This window comes from Streptomyces sp. WAC05374, assembly GCF_004353505.1.
GTDB lineage: Bacteria > Actinomycetota > Actinomycetes > Streptomycetales > Streptomycetaceae > Streptomyces.
This window is the reverse complement of the sequence record NZ_SMNQ01000022.1, coordinates 1-13,894: the sequence shown is the minus strand read 5'-3', so window position 1 is coordinate 13,894 and position 13,894 is coordinate 1. Positions and strand designations below refer to the sequence as shown.

The following is a 13,894-nucleotide window of genomic DNA, read 5'->3' as shown; positions in this document are numbered from 1 at the left end:
CTTCCGACGCGGGCTTGGGTCGCCCCATCGTCGAAGATCGCGGACCGGCCGGGCAGGGACGAGCGACGCAGACGAGCTGAGTACGCGTACTCAGGCGTCGCCGTCCCCGGCACGGGAGGGTGGGGGCGGCGGTCCCGCCCGGAACGCTGTCACCCCCCGCCGTGCCAGCAGCAGCCGCTGGAGCTCCCGCGCGGCCCGGGGCGGCTCCACGTCGCTGCGGTGCGCCAGCCCGATCGTGCGGCTCAGCCCCGGCCGCGCCAGCGCCGTGACCCTGAGGTCCCGGCCCGCCCGCGCCGCCACCATGGCGGGCACCACCGCCACGCCCAGCCCCGCCCGCACGAAGCCGAGCACGGCGTCCATCTCGCCGCCCTCCACCGTGAACGACGGCTCGAACCCCTCCGCCCGGCACGCCGCCACGGTGAGGTCCCGCAGGTCGTAGCCGTGCCGGAACATCACCAGCGGCTGCCCCTCCAGGTCCGCGATCCGCACCGGCCGCCGAGGGGCGGGCGCCGCCGACGAGGAGACGACGACCAGGTCCTCGTGGAGCAGCTCCACGGTGGTCAGCGCCGGTGACGGGGTCGGCAGCGGCAGCACCACCAGGGCGAGGTCGAGCGACCCGCGCGCCAGCTCCCGTACGAGATCGTGGGAACCGCTCTCCTCGATCAGGAGCTGGATGCCCGGGTGCAGGTCGTGGAAGGCCTTCAGCACGTCGGGCAGCAGCCCCGTGCACAGGCTGGGCGTCGCCCCCAGGCGCACCCGCCCCCGCCGGAGCTGCGCCAGCTCCTGCACCTCGTGGCGCGCGGTGTCGGCGTCGGCCAGGATGCGGCGGGCCAGCGGGAGCAGCGCCTCGCCCGCGTCCGTCAGCGTGATGTTGCCGCGCGCCCTGCTGAACAGCTCGGCGCCCAGCTCCTTCTCCAGCGCCCTGATCTGCTGCGACAGCGACGGCTGCGAGACGTGGACCCGCTCGGCGGCCCGGGTGAAGTGCCGGGTCTCGGCCACCGCCACGAAGTACAGGAGCTGCTGGAACTGCATGACACCACCCTACGCCCGTCCATAGGCATCAGCTATGGAGATCAGCCGGACCATGTCTTGGACCTCTGGCTGCCGGACCCCTAGCGTCGAAGGCATGGCTCTGGCAACCAGGAGGGACCGGCAACCGTCCCCCACGCGCACGTTCTGGGGATCGACCGTCGGCAAGAAGACGGTCATGGCCGTCAGCGGCCTGATCATGATCGCTTACCTCGTCGCGCATGTGATGGGCAACCTGAAGGTCTTCTTCGGCCCCGGCGAGTTCAACGCGTACGGCCACTGGCTGCGCACCATGGGCGAGCCCGTCCTGCACTACGAATGGGGTCTGTGGATCGCCCGCGTGGTGCTGCTCACCGCCGTGATCGCCCACGGCGTCTCGGCGTACCAGCTCAGCAGGCGCGACATCAGGGCCCGGCCCACCGCCTACGCCCACAAGCGGCGCCGCGCGAGCTACGCGACCCGCACCATGCGCTGGGGCGGCGTCATCGTGGCGCTGTTCATCGTCTGGCACATCCTGGACCTCACGACGCTGACCGTGAACCCGAACGCCCAGGCCGGCCATCCGTACGAGAACGTCGTGGCGACCTTCTCCACCTGGTACGGCAATGTCATCTACATCGTGGCGATGCTCGCCGTCGGCCTGCACATCCGGCACGGCTTCTGGTCCGCCGCGCAGACCCTCGGCGTGGGCAACGCCGCCCGTGACCGCGCGCTCAAGGCCCTGGCCAACGGCCTGGCACTGGTGCTCACCGCGGGCTTCATCTCCGTACCCGTCGCCGTCATGACCGGAGTGGTGAGCTGACATGAGCTACCTCGACTACACGACCGGTGCGCCGCTCACCGACACCGCGGCCCCCACCGGCCCCATCGCCGAACGCTGGGACAAGCGCCGCTTCGAGGCGAAGCTGGTCAACCCCGCCAACCGTCGCAAGCACACCGTCATCGTCGTCGGCACCGGCCTCGCGGGCGGCTCCGCCGGCGCGACGCTGGCCGAGCAGGGCTACCACGTCGTCCAGTTCTGCTACCAGGACTCCCCGCGCCGGGCCCACTCCATCGCCGCGCAAGGCGGCATCAACGCGGCGAAGAACTACCGCAACGACGGCGACTCCGTCCACCGCCTCTTCTACGACACCGTCAAGGGCGGCGACTTCCGCGCCCGCGAGTCCAACGTCCACCGCCTCGCCCAGATCTCCGTCGAGATCATCGACCAGTGCGTCGCCCAGGGCGTGCCCTTCGCCCGCGAGTACGGCGGCCTCCTCGACACCCGGTCCTTCGGCGGCGTCCAGGTCTCCCGCACCTTCTACGCCCGCGGCCAGACGGGCCAGCAGCTCCTGCTGGGCGCCTACCAGGCGCTTTCCCGGCAGATCGCCGCCGGCAACGTGGAGATGCACCCGCGCACCGAGATGCTCGACCTGATCGTGATCGACGGGCGGGCGCGCGGCATCGTCGCCCGCGACCTGATCACCGGACGGATCTCCACCCACTTCGCGGACGCGGTGGTCCTCGCCTCCGGCGGCTACGGCAACGTCTTCTACCTGTCGACGAACGCCATGAACTCCAACGCGACCGCCGTCTGGCGCGCCCACCGGCGCGGCGCGTACTTCGCCAACCCCTGCTTCACCCAGATCCACCCCACCTGCATCCCGCGCACCGGCGACCACCAGTCGAAGCTGACCCTGATGAGCGAGTCGCTGCGCAACGACGGCCGCATCTGGGTGCCCAAGGCACGCGGCGACCAGCGCCCCGCCCACGACATCCCCGAGGACGAGCGCGACTACTACCTGGAGCGGATCTACCCCTCCTTCGGCAACCTCGTCCCCCGCGACATCGCCTCCCGCGCCGCCAAGAACGTCTGCGACGAGGGCCGTGGGGTCGGCCCCGGCGGGCAGGGCGTCTACCTGGACTTCGCCGACGCCATCCGGCGGATGGGCCGCGAGGCCGTCGAGGCCAAGTACGGCAACCTCTTCGACATGTACCAGCGGATCACCGACGAGGACCCGTACGAGGTGCCGATGCGGATCTACCCCGCCGTGCACTACACGATGGGCGGTCTGTGGGTCGACTACGACCTCCAGACCACCGTCCCCGGCCTCTTCGCCATCGGCGAGGCCAACTTCTCCGACCACGGCGCCAACCGGCTCGGCGCGTCCGCGCTGATGCAGGGCCTGGCCGACGGGTACTTCGTCCTGCCGTCCACCATCAACGACTACTTCGCCCGCAACCCGCTGCGCGACGAGGTCACCGAGGACCACCCGGTGGTGCGGGAGGCGGTCGCCGAGACCGAGGACCGGCTCAACCTCCTCCTGGCGGTCGACGGCGACCGCACCCCGGACTCCTTCCACCGCGAGGTGGGCGAGCTGATGTGGGAGTACTGCGGCATGGCCCGCACGGCCGACGGGCTGCGCAAGGCGCTCGACCGCATCCCGCAGATCCGCGAGGAGTTCTGGCGCCGCATCAAGGTCCCCGGCACCGGCGAGGAGTTCAACCAGTCGCTGGAGAAGGCCAACCGCGTCGTCGACTACCTGGAGCTCGCCGAGCTGATGTGCCTCGACGCCCTGCACCGCTCCGAATCCTGCGGCGGCCACTTCCGCGAGGAGTCCCAGACGCCCGACGGCGAGGCGGCCCGCAAGGACGAGGAGTTCTCCTACGCGGCCGCCTGGGAGTTCGGCGGCACGGGACACGCTCCCACCCTGCACAAGGAAGACCTCGTCTTCGAGTACGTCCACCCCACCCAGCGGAGCTACGCATGAAGCTCAAGTTGCGCGTCTGGCGCCAGAAGAACGCCGACGCCCCCGGCGCCATGGCCACCTACGAGGTGGACGGCATCTCCAAGGACATGTCCTTCCTGGAGATGCTCGACACCCTCAACGAGGAGCTCATCCTCCGCGGCGAGGACCCCGTCGCGTTCGACCACGACTGCCGCGAGGGCATCTGCGGGGCCTGCTCGCTGGTGATCAACGGCGACGCGCACGGCCCCGAACGCACCACCACCTGCCAGCTCCACATGCGCGCGTTCGAGGACGGCGACACCATCGACGTCGAGCCGTGGCGCGCCTCCGCGTTCCCGGTCGTGAAGGACCTGGTGGTCGACCGCTCCGCCTTCGACCGGATCATCCAGGCCGGCGGCTACATCAGCGCCCCCACCGGCTCCGCCCCGGAGGCGCACGCCACGCCGGTGCCCAAGGCGGACGCCGACTTCGCCTTCGAGCACGCCGAGTGCATCGGCTGCGGCGCCTGTGTGGCGGCCTGCCCCAACGGCTCCGCGATGCTCTTCACCTCGGCGAAGGTCAACCACCTCAACGTGCTGCCCCAGGGCGCGCCGGAGCGCGAGACCCGCGTCCTGGACATGGTCGCGGTCATGGACGAGGAGGGCTTCGGCGGCTGCACCCTGACCGGCGAGTGCGCCACCGCCTGCCCCAAGGGCATCCCGCTCCCGTCGATCGCGGCCATGAACAAGGAATGGCTGCGGGCCACCCGCAAGGGCCGCCGCTGAGCGGCATGAACCCGCACGCTCGACGGACGTCGCGGTCGTCGGGCGTGCGGGTTCCGGGGTTCACGTGCGGGGCCGCGCGCGGGGCGTGGGCCGTCAGACTCCAGTCAGGGTGTACGTACCCGTACCGTCCTGCCTGCCGCTGGAGTACTGGCGGATCAACTCCCCGTCACCGTACCGGTCGTGGCCCATCATGGAGCCGGTGTACTTGTTCTGTACACCGATCTTCGCGCTGCCGGGTACGTCGCGGTAGATGTAGAACCGCTGGAGGTCGTCCTCCGCGCAGGTGGCCGTCGTCAGGTGGGCCTGTTCCTGGTTGGCGATGTTCGCCGGGACCGTCGCGCATCCGCCGTTGCCCCAGTTCCACAGCGTCGCCTCGAGGACTCCGTTGTTCTCCGTCACGTCGCACAGGCGCCAGTTGTCCAGGTGGGCGCTGAAGATCGTGGACACGCGCAGGCGGATGCCGTCGTTGGCCAGGAGCGGTGCGCTCCAGTTCAGGGGCTTGCCGGGGACGTCGATCCTGTAGGCGCCGGGTTGGCAGGTCAGGGCGGCTTGCGCGGCGCGCCCGGTGGCCTTGGGCTGTTCGGCGGACGTGCCGGCAGGGGGAGCCGGGCGCTGCGCGAGGCGGTCCTGCGTCTGCTTCGCCGTCGGGGCCACGGCGCCCGCCGGGTGCCCGGCCTTCGCGGTGGGCGAGGCGCAGTCGAGGAGGCTCCTCGCCTTGGCCATGATGCTGTTGGGCGGCACCGTGTCCTCGCAGCGCACCGCGCCTTCCTCAAGGGTGGTGTAAGTGGTGAAGCTGCCGCTGCCCGGCCCCTCGATCCACCTCAACGCCCAACTGCCGTCGCCCTGTTGGCTGCGGTTGCAGTTGAGGCTTCCGTACGTACCGGTGACCTTCTTCGTGCCCTTGTAGACGCCGTAGTAGCCGGGCCGGGAGAAGTTCCACGTGACCGTGTTCGACTCGCTGCTGGTGGAGGAGTAGTTGACCTGAACGTTCAGGCCCAGGCTCGCGCCGACGGTGCCGAGGGTCTCGACGGCGAAGCTGCCCTGGACATTGCCGTTGAGGCCGACGGAGACCGAGATGGTGGTCTGGGTGCTGGTGGTGACGCTCTGGTAGCCGGTGGTGCCCTGGGTGACGTACCAGCCCTTGAAGTGGGTGATCTCCGGGGTGACTTCGGTCGTTTTGATGTACGGGCGGCGTGTGCCGAGGTCGGCGGCCGTGCAGACGTCACCGGGTTTGACCTGCGTGGCGGCGGCGGACTTCGCGGGTACGGCCGAGGCCGGTGAAGCGGCGAGGCCCACGGTGGCCAAGGCGGCCGAGGCCGCACAGGCCAGGAGTGTCCTGCCTGTGCGGGTGACGGGTTTTGTGGGGCGCATCGTTGCCCTTTCCCCCTGGTTGTGTGTCCGGTCAAGGGGTGAACGTAACGGCCTCGGGGGCGCGGGGGTGAGCCGGTAATGGGCCAAAGCTGATCAGGGAGGGTCCTATTCCGCCCCTGTTGCGTACGGGTGTCGAACCGGTTCCATCCCTGACGGACCCGTACGCCATCGAACAGGGGGACCCCCTTGCGACACGTCAGACGGCTGCTCACGGCGACAGTCACGCTCGCCCTGACCGCGGTTCTCCTCGCCCCGGGCGTCTCACCGGCCGCCGCCGCGCCACTGCCGGCGGCCCCCGAGGACCGCGGCACCTGCACGGCCACCACCCCCGGCTCCGAACCGGCACGCCGAGGCGCGGCATGGGCCTGCACCAAGGAACGGCCCCTCACGGCCGGGGATCTCGCCCGTATCCGCGCCCGCGTCGCCCCTGTCCCCGGGGTCGCCGCTGCCACCCGGAACGGCGTCGACCCCGGCGACGACCCGGATGCCGGCCCGGAGGCGCTGTGCACCTCGAGCAAGCGCCAGGATGTCGTCTCCAACCGTCACGCCTACTGCATGCGGCACGGCATCGTGTACGCGCTGGTGAACCGCGTGGGTGACACGATCGGCACGGCCGAACTCCTGGTCACGGCCCGGTCCGCACTGGATCCCTACAGCGTGAGGTGGCAGGAGAACATCGCCGTCCTCGCCGGCAGGTACGACGGTGTTTCCGCGGTGGGACTCGCTCTGTCGTCGTCGTGCACCGTGTGCATACCGGGGCCGCCCGCCTGGGGCGGCGGAGCCATCGAGCTGCGCGCGGGTGAGGAGGACCAGAGCGGACATCTCTTCTACGAGACCACCACCCGGGGCGGCGGCGAGCGCTCGCGCAGCGTGATCGCCTACCAGAGCCGGACGGAGAGTCCCGACGCGGAGTACCCCGTCGTCAGCCATGGGCAGTGGGCGGGCCCCTCGGTGGCCTGTGACGGGCAGGTCGGCAATACTCCCGGCTGCATCGCCACCGAGAACCTGGCCAGGGTGGTGCTCAGCAAGTCCCAGTACGGGGCCTCCGCGGTGGCCTACGAATGGGCGCAGAACAACCTGAGCGACAACAACGCCATGGGCACCGGGAAAAGGCCGCTCACGCGCGACGGGGACAAGGCGCGGGCTCAGAGCAGGAGTTACTACACCTGCAAGGCTCCCCCGAAGCCTTTCGTGGCCGACCCCACCGTCGTGAACGACGAATGTGACGAGTTCCCCTTCGCCAGGACCCGCCAGGGCGGCACGCTCGGCTCCCTGTGCGCGGAGATCGTCCCCCGCTCCGTGGGCGGCGGCGCGTGGCGGGTGGACGTCGTACGCGACGAACCGGCCGCACCCTGCGTCAGGGCCCATGTCCCCTCGGACCAGAACCAGAACGCGGGGCGGGCCGTGGGCCGTCAGGTCAAGTCCGAGCGCGTCCTCCAGGGCGAGGCCTACCAGGTGGTCATCACCCCCTAGGCGCCGTGCCGCCCTCCCCGGGGGCCCGGGGAGGGAGGCACCCGCACCAGGCCCGGGTGGCGCCCGTTGCGCGAGGACCCGGCGTGACGCGGGTGCGGCGGCGGAAACAGGACAGTCTGCGGGCGTGAGCAAAGCCACTCCAACCGCCCTGAGGCGAAAGATTCTTCACGGATTTACCACATTGGCCGCAAGATTTTCGCTCCAAGGTTCTTCCGTGTCCGTCAACAACAAGATCATTTTCGTTCAATTCTGCACTTTAGATGGCGAGTTGTCCGTATCGCGGCCAACCGGCCTCCGCGGAATTCCCGGCTCCGACGACCCCCGATAGGCATGGCCGTGCCAGGGGCACCTGACCAGTCCCCCGGCGGAACCGACCACCGCACCACACAGGGGGTTACCCATGTCCAGCATCACGCGCCGCCGCGCCCTCGGCGTCGCCGCATCGGCCGCCGCGGGACTCGCCGCGGGGCGCGCCCTGACGGCACCGGACCAGGCGTCCGCCGCGACCGTCCACGGACGCGGCGGACCGGAGGCGTTCGACGAGGTGTACCAGGGCCGCCGCATACAGGGAGGGCCCTCGCACGGCGGCCACGGCGGCGGCCACCACGGGGGACACGGCGACGGCTACTCCGTACGCATCGACGGCGAGGAACTCCACGTCATGCGCAACGCCGACGGCACCTGGATCAGCGTGATCAACCACTACGAGCCGCTCGCCACGCCCCGCGCCGTGGCCCGGGCCGCCGTCCGCGAACTGCAGGGCGCCCCGCTCGTACCCCTCGCCACCGCCTGATCACGAACCCGGAGCCGCACCACCATGACCGTACGCAAGAACCAGGCCCAGCTCACCGCCACCGAGAAGCGGAACTTCGTCAACGCCGTACTGGAGCTCAAGCGCACCGGCCGGTACGACACCTTCGTCACCACCCACAACGCCTTCATCATGAGCGACACCGACAACGGCGACCGCGTCGGCCACCGCTCGCCGTCCTTCCTGCCCTGGCACCGCCGGTTCCTCCTCCAGTTCGAGCAGGCTCTCCAGGCCGTCGACCCGAGCGTCGCCCTGCCGTACTGGGACTGGACCACCGACCGCACGCCCCGCGCGTCCCTGTGGGCCCCCGACTTCCTCGGCGGCACCGGCCGCGCCCGCGACGGCCAGGTCATGGACGGGCCGTTCGCCCGCTCCACCAACCGCTGGACCGTCTCCGTACGCGTCGACGGCCGCGACTACCTGCGCCGCGCCCTCGGTGCAGGCGGCCGCGAACTGCCCACCCGGGCCGAGGTGGACGCCGTCCTCGCCATGGAGACGTACGACATGCCTCCCTGGAACAGCGCGTCCGACGGCTTCCGCAACCACCTGGAGGGCTGGCGCGGCGTCAACCTGCACAACCGCGTCCACGTCTGGGTCGGCGGCCAGATGGGCACCGGCGCGTCCCCGAACGACCCGGTGTTCTGGCTCCACCACGCCTTCATCGACAAGCTGTGGGCCGACTGGCAGGCGCGCCACCCCCGTTCCGGGTACCTGCCCACCGCCGGCACGCCGAACGTGGTCGACCTGAACGACACCATGCGCCCGTGGAACGACGTCACCCCGGCGGACATGCTCGACCACACCCGCCACTACACCTACGACACGGCCGCCTGACCCGCCAGGGCCGCCGCGAGGTACGGCGCGGTGCGGCTGTCCGCCGCACCCGCCACCTCGGCGGGCGTGCCGGTGGCGACGACGCGGCCACCCGCGTCGCCGCCGCCCGGGCCCAGGTCGACCACCCAGTCCGCGCCGGCCACCACGTCCATGTCGTGCTCGACGACCACCACCGAGTGCCCGGCGGCCGCGCGTGCGGCTCGCCCGCCGGCGTCGACTTGCCCGAACCGGACACCCCCGTCACCGCCGGTCGACGTAGCGCCGCTGCGCCTCCGCGTAGATCGTCCCGAACGCCGGCGACGACTCGCCGGAGCCCGACACGCCCGTGCACATGGCGATCGCGCCCCGGGGGACGCCCACGTCCACGGAGCGCAGGCTGTGCTCCCGGGCACCCCGGACACGGACGTAGGGATCAGGTCATAAGGGCCTGGCATGGCCGTCAGTCTCGGTGTTTACGCTGGTCAGGCCCGCGAGACGGGCGAGGCGGACGTACGAGTCCAGCAGCGCCGCCCGGTTGTGGGTACTGGTGGTGACCAGGACCTCGTCGGCACCCGTCTCCTTCACGGCCTCCTCCAGCGCGTCCCGCACCTGCTCCTCGGTGCCGTGGATGTGGCCGCGCAGCGCCGACGCGTAGAACTCCCGCTGCCGGTCCGTCATGGCCAGGCGCTCGATCCGCTCCGGCGGCGCGAGCGGCGGGAACGTGCCGTTCGTACGCGAGTACGCCAGCGACCAGGCCTCCGGCACCAGCAACCGCGCCGCCTCCTCCTCGGTCGCGGCGACGGCCACGGTCCCCGACACGACGACGTACGGCTCCCGCGACCAGACGGAGGGCCGGAAGTCCGCGCGGTACCGCTCGATCGCGGCCACCACCTTCGGCCGGCCCTTCAGGTCCCCGATCACCAGCGGCAGCCCGGCTTCCGCGGCGATGGCCGCGCCCTGACCGGTGGCCAGGACGTACGGCGGCACCCGCAGCCCCTCGGCGGGGCGGGCGTGCACGTGCGGGTGCGCCGTCCCCGTGCCCGTGAACCAGCCCAGCAGCTCCGCGAGCTGCCCGGCGAAGTCGTCGGCGTCCTTCTTCTCGCGGCCCAGCGCCCGCCGTATCCCGTCCGTGAAGCCGACGGAACGGCCCAGGCCCATGTCGACGCGGCCCGGGGACTCCAGGACGCCGAACTGCTCGGCCACCACCAGCGGTTGATGGTTCGGCAGCATCACCCCGCCCGTGCCCACCCGGATGGTGCTGGTCGCGGCGGCGACGGCGGCCGCCAGCACGGTCGGCGCCGCACCCGCGACGCCCGGCACGCCGTGGTGCTCCGAGACCCAGAAGCGGTGGTAGCCCAGCGCCTCCACCTCCCGGGCGAGGGCCACCGTGTCCCGCAGCGCCTGCGGGCCGTCCGACCCCTCCCGGGTGCGGGACCGGTCCAGCACCGACAGACGCGTCGCAGCGATCAAAGAGCTCACACCCCTGTCAACGCCCCCACCGCGCCAGGATTCCCTACGCTGGGCCCGTGACGCGAAACAGCAGGCCACTGGCCGTATTCGACCTGGACAACACGCTGTCCGACGCCCGCCACCGGCAGCGCTTCCTGGAGCGCGAGCCGCGCGACTGGGACGCCTTCTTCGCGGCCGCGCCCGAGGACCCGCCGCTGGCCCGGGGCGTGGAGCTGTGCCTGGAGGCGGCCGAGGAGTGCGACGTGGTGTACCTCACCGGCCGGCCCGAGCGGTGCCGCGCGGACACGGTGGCCTGGCTGGCCGCGCACGGCCTGCCCCGCGGCCCGCTCCACATGCGCCGCGACCACGACCGCCGCCCGGCCCGGGTCACCAAGCTGGAGGTCCTGCGCCGGCTCTCCGGCAACCGCGAGGTCCGCATGCTCGTCGACGACGACGAACTGGTCTGCGACGCCGCCGAACGAGCGGGCTTCCGGGTCGTACGGGCCCGCTGGGCGGAGAGCTCACAGGCGCTGGTCCAGGCGCAGGAGAAGGAGGGCCGGACCTGATCAGCCGGCGGCCTCGGGGCCGTCCTCCAGACGGAAGCCGACCTTCAGGCCGACCTGGTAGTGGGCGATCCGCCCGTCCTCGATGTGTCCCCTGATCTGCGTCACCTCGAACCAGTCCAGGTTGCGCAGGGTCTCCGAGGCGCGGGCGATGCCGTTGCGCATCGCGTCGTCCACGCCTTCGTGCGAGGTGCCGACGATCTCGGTGACGCGGTAGGTGTGATGCGACATGGAGGTCTCCTCGTTCGCCCGGTGGTCATCGCCCGGTGGTGCGTTCCTTCCACGGTGCACCACCACGCCGGGGTCCGCGCGGCGGTGCGGCGGGGCGGCGGTCCCCGGGGCAGGGGCGGCCGACCCCTTGACCCGCCACTTGGTCCATACCAAAATCCAGCCATCACGCCCGCGGCGAACCCGCTTCGCTTCCCCCCACGTCGGGTCCACTCCTCCCGCACACGCAAAAGGTGACCTACGTGAAGAAGCGCCTCCTGGCGTGCGCCTGCGCGCTCATCGCCACGGCCCCGTCCGCCCTGACCGGCTGCGGCCTCCTGCCCGGTGACGGGGGCCCCGGCACCCGCACGGTGACGGTGTGGCTGATGAAGGGCAGCGTGTCCGACGACTTCCTGAAGCGGTTCACCACCGCGTACGAGAAGGAGCACCCCGGCATCCGGCTGGAGGTCGCCTTCCAGGAGTGGACCGGCATCGGCAAGAAGGTCACCACCGCGCTGGAGAGCGACGACGCGCCCGACGTCATCGAGGTCGGCAACACCCAGGTCGCCCAGTACGCGGAGACCGAACTCCTGTACGATCTGACGCTCGAGTCCGTACGGGACCTCGGCTACCAGGACTGGCTCCCCGGCCTCGCCGAGCCCGGCAAGGTCAACGGCTCCCAGTTCGGCATCCCCTGGTACGCGGCCAACCGGGTGGTCATCTACCGCAAGGACCTGTTCGAGCGCGCCGGCATCACGAAACCGCCGAAGACCCGCGAGCAGTGGCTGGAGGACACCGGGAAGCTCAACGACCCCGCCGCCGGCACCCAGGGCATCTACCTCGCGGGCCAGGACTGGTACACCCTGGCCGGCTTCATCTGGGACGAGGGCGGAGAACTGGCCGTCGAGAAGAACGGCACCTGGAGCGGAGCCCTCCACACCCCCGCCGCCCTGCGCGGCATGGACGTCTACAAGGAGCTCCAGGCGCTGGGTGAGGGCCCCAAGGACGCGGACGAGGAGAACCCGCCGCAGGCCCAGGTCTTCGCCGGGGGCGACGTCGCCCAGATCATCGCCCCGCCGAGCGTCGCCGCCGCCATCACGGAGCGCAACCCGGCGCTGGAGGACCAGCTCGGCTTCTTCCCCATCCCGGGCAAGACGGCCGACAAGCCGTGCGCCGTCTTCACCGGCGGCTCCGACCTGATCGTCCCGCTGAACTCCCGCGACCGCGCCGCCGCCATCGACGTCGTCACCGCGCTGGCCGGCGAGAAGTGGCAGACCGACCTCGCCCGCACCATGAACTACGTCCCGAACAAGTCCTCCCTGGCCGCCGCCGTGGGCGGCCAGGAGGCCACCGCGGCCATGGCGGCGGGCGCCGCACGCGGCAGGGCCACACCCAACTCCCCGGAGTGGGCGGCCGTCGAGGCGGCCAACCCGATCAAGCCCTACATGACGGCCGTCCTGGAGGGCGAGTCCCCCGAGCGCGCGGCCAAGGCGGCATCGGCCAGGATCACCACCACCCTGGGCGGCGACGGATAACCGCTCCCCGCGCGCGTGGCACCCGCGTACCGGGCATTCAGCCGTCCCACACCCACGCTCCGCCACACGGTCATGTCGAATCCAGCCGGCCACGGAAGAAGTAGGGGACCGGGCCGCCCAGCCACGGCCCGGGTCCCTCCCTCCGGCACAGGAGACCGCCATGCCCGCTTCCCCCGCCGCGACCGCCCCCGCCCCGGACCCGGCGCCCGCCGCGCCGCACTCCCGCTACGCCGTCTCACTCGCCCACGACCAGGAAGAGGTGCGCGCCGCCCAGCGACTGCGCCACCAGGTGTTCGCCGGGGAACTCGGGGCGCACCTCGAGGGACCCGAACCGGGCCTCGACAGCGACGAGTTCGACGCGTACTGCGACCACCTCCTCGTACGCGAGGAGGCCACCGGCGACATCGTCGGCACCTACCGGCTGCTCCCGCCCGAGCGCGCCCGCATCGCCGGGCGGCTCTACTCCGAGAGCGAGTTCGACCTCACCCGGCTCGCCCCCATCCGCGACGACCTCGTCGAGGTCGGCCGCTCCTGCGTCCACCCCGCGCACCGCAACGGCGCCGTCATCTCCCTCATCTGGGCCGGCATCGCCCGCTACATGACCCGCACCGGCCACACCTGGCTGGCCGGGTGCTGCTCCCTGCCGCTCGCCGACGGCGGCGCCCTCGCCGCCGCCACCTGGGACACGGTCAAGGCCAAACACCTGGCCCCCGAGGAGTACTGGGTCACCCCGCACCGGCTCTGGTCCGCCGACGGTGTCGCCCGCCCCGCCGGCCGCGCCGAACTGCCGCCCCTGCTCCGCGGCTACCTGCGGCTGGGCGCGTGGGTCTGCGGCGCACCCGCCCACGACCCCGCGTTCGGCGTCGCCGACCTGTACGTGCTGCTGTCGCTGCGCCGCACCGACCCCCGCTACCTGCGGCACTTCCTGTCCCTCGCCCCCGCCCGGTGAGCGGGTCCCGGCCCGGCTCGCCCTGGCTGCCCGCCGCGCCCTGCACGCCCCGCTCCTGCGCGCGAGGACCGGCGGCGGGCGCCTCGCGCGGGCGGGCCGCCGCCCGCCTGGTGGCCGGCGCGCTGGCCGTCCTCGCGGGCGTGCTCCTCGCGCCCCTCACCGCCCTCCTCGGCCGCACCGCCCGCGAGTGGGCCACCCGCC

Annotated in this window: 14 protein-coding genes and 2 pseudogenes; 10 read left to right on the top strand and 6 right to left on the bottom strand. The window is 71.9% G+C overall.

Going from position 1 to position 13,894, the window contains the following annotated elements; translation table 11 throughout:
- Window positions 1-90: 90 nt before the first annotated feature.
- Window positions 91-1,032, bottom strand: a complete 942-nt coding sequence (locus E2B92_RS28615; protein WP_126887882.1) for a LysR family transcriptional regulator — start codon at window positions 1,030-1,032, stop codon at window positions 91-93.
- Window positions 1,033-1,126: 94 nt separating this feature from the next.
- Between E2B92_RS28615 and E2B92_RS28610 the strand changes: the two genes are divergently transcribed.
- Genes E2B92_RS28610 through E2B92_RS28600 form a run of 3 tightly spaced genes read left to right on the top strand, consistent with a single transcriptional unit; the run spans window position 1,127 to window position 4,522 of the window.
- Window positions 1,127-1,831, top strand: coding sequence for a succinate dehydrogenase cytochrome b subunit (locus tag E2B92_RS28610; protein ID WP_126887881.1), 705 nt, complete (start codon window positions 1,127-1,129; stop codon window positions 1,829-1,831).
- Window position 1,832: 1 nt separating this feature from the next.
- Window positions 1,833-3,779 (top strand): fumarate reductase/succinate dehydrogenase flavoprotein subunit, encoded by a 1,947-nt coding sequence (locus E2B92_RS28605; RefSeq protein ID WP_126887880.1) that lies wholly within the window; start codon window positions 1,833-1,835, stop codon window positions 3,777-3,779.
- Window positions 3,776-4,522: a succinate dehydrogenase/fumarate reductase iron-sulfur subunit gene (locus E2B92_RS28600; RefSeq protein WP_126887879.1), complete on the top strand. Its 747-nt coding sequence runs from the start codon at window positions 3,776-3,778 to the stop codon at window positions 4,520-4,522. The genes E2B92_RS28605 and E2B92_RS28600 overlap by 4 nt, the downstream gene beginning before the upstream one ends.
- A gap of 93 nt (window positions 4,523-4,615) precedes the next feature.
- Here the strand turns inward: E2B92_RS28600 and E2B92_RS28595 are convergent, their stop codons facing one another.
- The gene (locus E2B92_RS28595) at window positions 4,616-5,893 is read right to left on the bottom strand and encodes a hypothetical protein (protein ID WP_126887878.1); all 1,278 of its coding nucleotides are present in this window, start codon (window positions 5,891-5,893) and stop codon (window positions 4,616-4,618) included.
- 186 nt (window positions 5,894-6,079) lie between these two features.
- Between E2B92_RS28595 and E2B92_RS28590 the strand changes: the two genes are divergently transcribed.
- From E2B92_RS28590 to melC2, 3 genes are all read left to right on the top strand, one after another.
- Window positions 6,080-7,366 carry a NucA/NucB deoxyribonuclease domain-containing protein gene (locus tag E2B92_RS28590; RefSeq protein WP_126887877.1) on the top strand — a complete coding sequence of 429 codons (1,287 nt, stop codon included), beginning with the start codon at window positions 6,080-6,082 and terminating at the stop codon, window positions 7,364-7,366.
- 400 nt (window positions 7,367-7,766) lie between these two features.
- Window positions 7,767-8,159, top strand: a complete 393-nt coding sequence (gene melC1 / locus E2B92_RS28585; protein ID WP_126887876.1) for an apotyrosinase chaperone MelC1 — start codon at window positions 7,767-7,769, stop codon at window positions 8,157-8,159.
- A gap of 24 nt (window positions 8,160-8,183) precedes the next feature.
- Window positions 8,184-9,011 carry a tyrosinase MelC2 gene (gene melC2, locus E2B92_RS28580; RefSeq protein ID WP_126887875.1) on the top strand — a complete coding sequence of 276 codons (828 nt, stop codon included), beginning with the start codon at window positions 8,184-8,186 and terminating at the stop codon, window positions 9,009-9,011.
- On the opposite strand, the pseudogene E2B92_RS28575 reads toward melC2, so the two are convergent.
- The 3 genes and pseudogenes from E2B92_RS28575 to E2B92_RS28570 all read right to left on the bottom strand — a co-directional run.
- Window positions 8,993-9,196, bottom strand: a pseudogene (locus E2B92_RS28575) (hypothetical protein); the annotation flags it as partial. The gene melC2 and the pseudogene E2B92_RS28575 overlap by 19 nt on opposite strands.
- Before the next feature lie 55 nt (window positions 9,197-9,251).
- Complete coding sequence (locus E2B92_RS33885; RefSeq protein WP_260604414.1) at window positions 9,252-9,377, bottom strand: hypothetical protein; 126 nt, start codon at window positions 9,375-9,377, stop codon at window positions 9,252-9,254.
- Between the two features lie 51 nt (window positions 9,378-9,428).
- Entirely contained in the window at window positions 9,429-10,469 is a 1,041-nt protein-coding gene (locus E2B92_RS28570; RefSeq protein ID WP_126887874.1) for an MsnO8 family LLM class oxidoreductase, read from the bottom strand.
- 47 nt (window positions 10,470-10,516) lie between these two features.
- Here E2B92_RS28570 and E2B92_RS28565 point away from each other — a divergent pair, with 47 nt between their 5' ends.
- On the top strand, window positions 10,517-11,005 hold the full coding sequence (locus E2B92_RS28565) for a phosphatase domain-containing protein (protein WP_126887873.1): 489 nt from the start codon (window positions 10,517-10,519) through the stop codon (window positions 11,003-11,005).
- Here the strand turns inward: E2B92_RS28565 and E2B92_RS28560 are convergent, their stop codons facing one another.
- The gene (locus E2B92_RS28560) at window positions 11,006-11,233 is read right to left on the bottom strand and encodes a dodecin (protein WP_126887872.1); all 228 of its coding nucleotides are present in this window, start codon (window positions 11,231-11,233) and stop codon (window positions 11,006-11,008) included.
- A 239-nt stretch (window positions 11,234-11,472) separates the two neighbouring features.
- On the opposite strand from E2B92_RS28560, the gene E2B92_RS28555 reads away from it, so the two are divergent.
- The 3 genes and pseudogenes from E2B92_RS28555 to E2B92_RS28545 form a co-directional block, all read left to right on the top strand.
- Window positions 11,473-12,744, top strand: coding sequence for an extracellular solute-binding protein (locus tag E2B92_RS28555; RefSeq protein WP_126887871.1), 1,272 nt, complete (start codon window positions 11,473-11,475; stop codon window positions 12,742-12,744).
- A gap of 160 nt (window positions 12,745-12,904) precedes the next feature.
- The gene (locus E2B92_RS28550; RefSeq protein ID WP_133087741.1) at window positions 12,905-13,693 is read left to right on the top strand and encodes a GNAT family N-acetyltransferase; all 789 of its coding nucleotides are present in this window, start codon (window positions 12,905-12,907) and stop codon (window positions 13,691-13,693) included.
- Window positions 13,690-13,894 (top strand): annotated as a pseudogene (locus E2B92_RS28545) (lysophospholipid acyltransferase family protein); the annotation flags it as partial. The gene E2B92_RS28550 and the pseudogene E2B92_RS28545, both read left to right, overlap by 4 nt.

What these genes read in the sequence shown, in the direction of transcription:
- E2B92_RS28560 (WP_126887872.1), bottom strand. Translation starts at nt 11,233, where the DNA reads ATGTCGCATCACACCTACCGCGTCACCGAGATCGTCGGCACCTCGCAC.
- E2B92_RS28550 (WP_133087741.1), top strand. Translation starts at nt 12,905, where the DNA reads ATGCCCGCTTCCCCCGCCGCGACCGCCCCCGCCCCGGACCCGGCGCCC.
- melC2 (WP_126887875.1), top strand. Translation starts at nt 8,184, where the DNA reads ATGACCGTACGCAAGAACCAGGCCCAGCTCACCGCCACCGAGAAGCGG.
- E2B92_RS28615 (WP_126887882.1), bottom strand. Translation starts at nt 1,032, where the DNA reads ATGCAGTTCCAGCAGCTCCTGTACTTCGTGGCGGTGGCCGAGACCCGG.
- E2B92_RS28595 (WP_126887878.1), bottom strand. Translation starts at nt 5,893, where the DNA reads ATGCGCCCCACAAAACCCGTCACCCGCACAGGCAGGACACTCCTGGCC.
- E2B92_RS28600 (WP_126887879.1), top strand. Translation starts at nt 3,776, where the DNA reads ATGAAGCTCAAGTTGCGCGTCTGGCGCCAGAAGAACGCCGACGCCCCC.
- melC1 (WP_126887876.1), top strand. Translation starts at nt 7,767, where the DNA reads ATGTCCAGCATCACGCGCCGCCGCGCCCTCGGCGTCGCCGCATCGGCC.
- E2B92_RS28610 (WP_126887881.1), top strand. Translation starts at nt 1,127, where the DNA reads ATGGCTCTGGCAACCAGGAGGGACCGGCAACCGTCCCCCACGCGCACG.
- E2B92_RS28605 (WP_126887880.1), top strand. Translation starts at nt 1,833, where the DNA reads ATGAGCTACCTCGACTACACGACCGGTGCGCCGCTCACCGACACCGCG.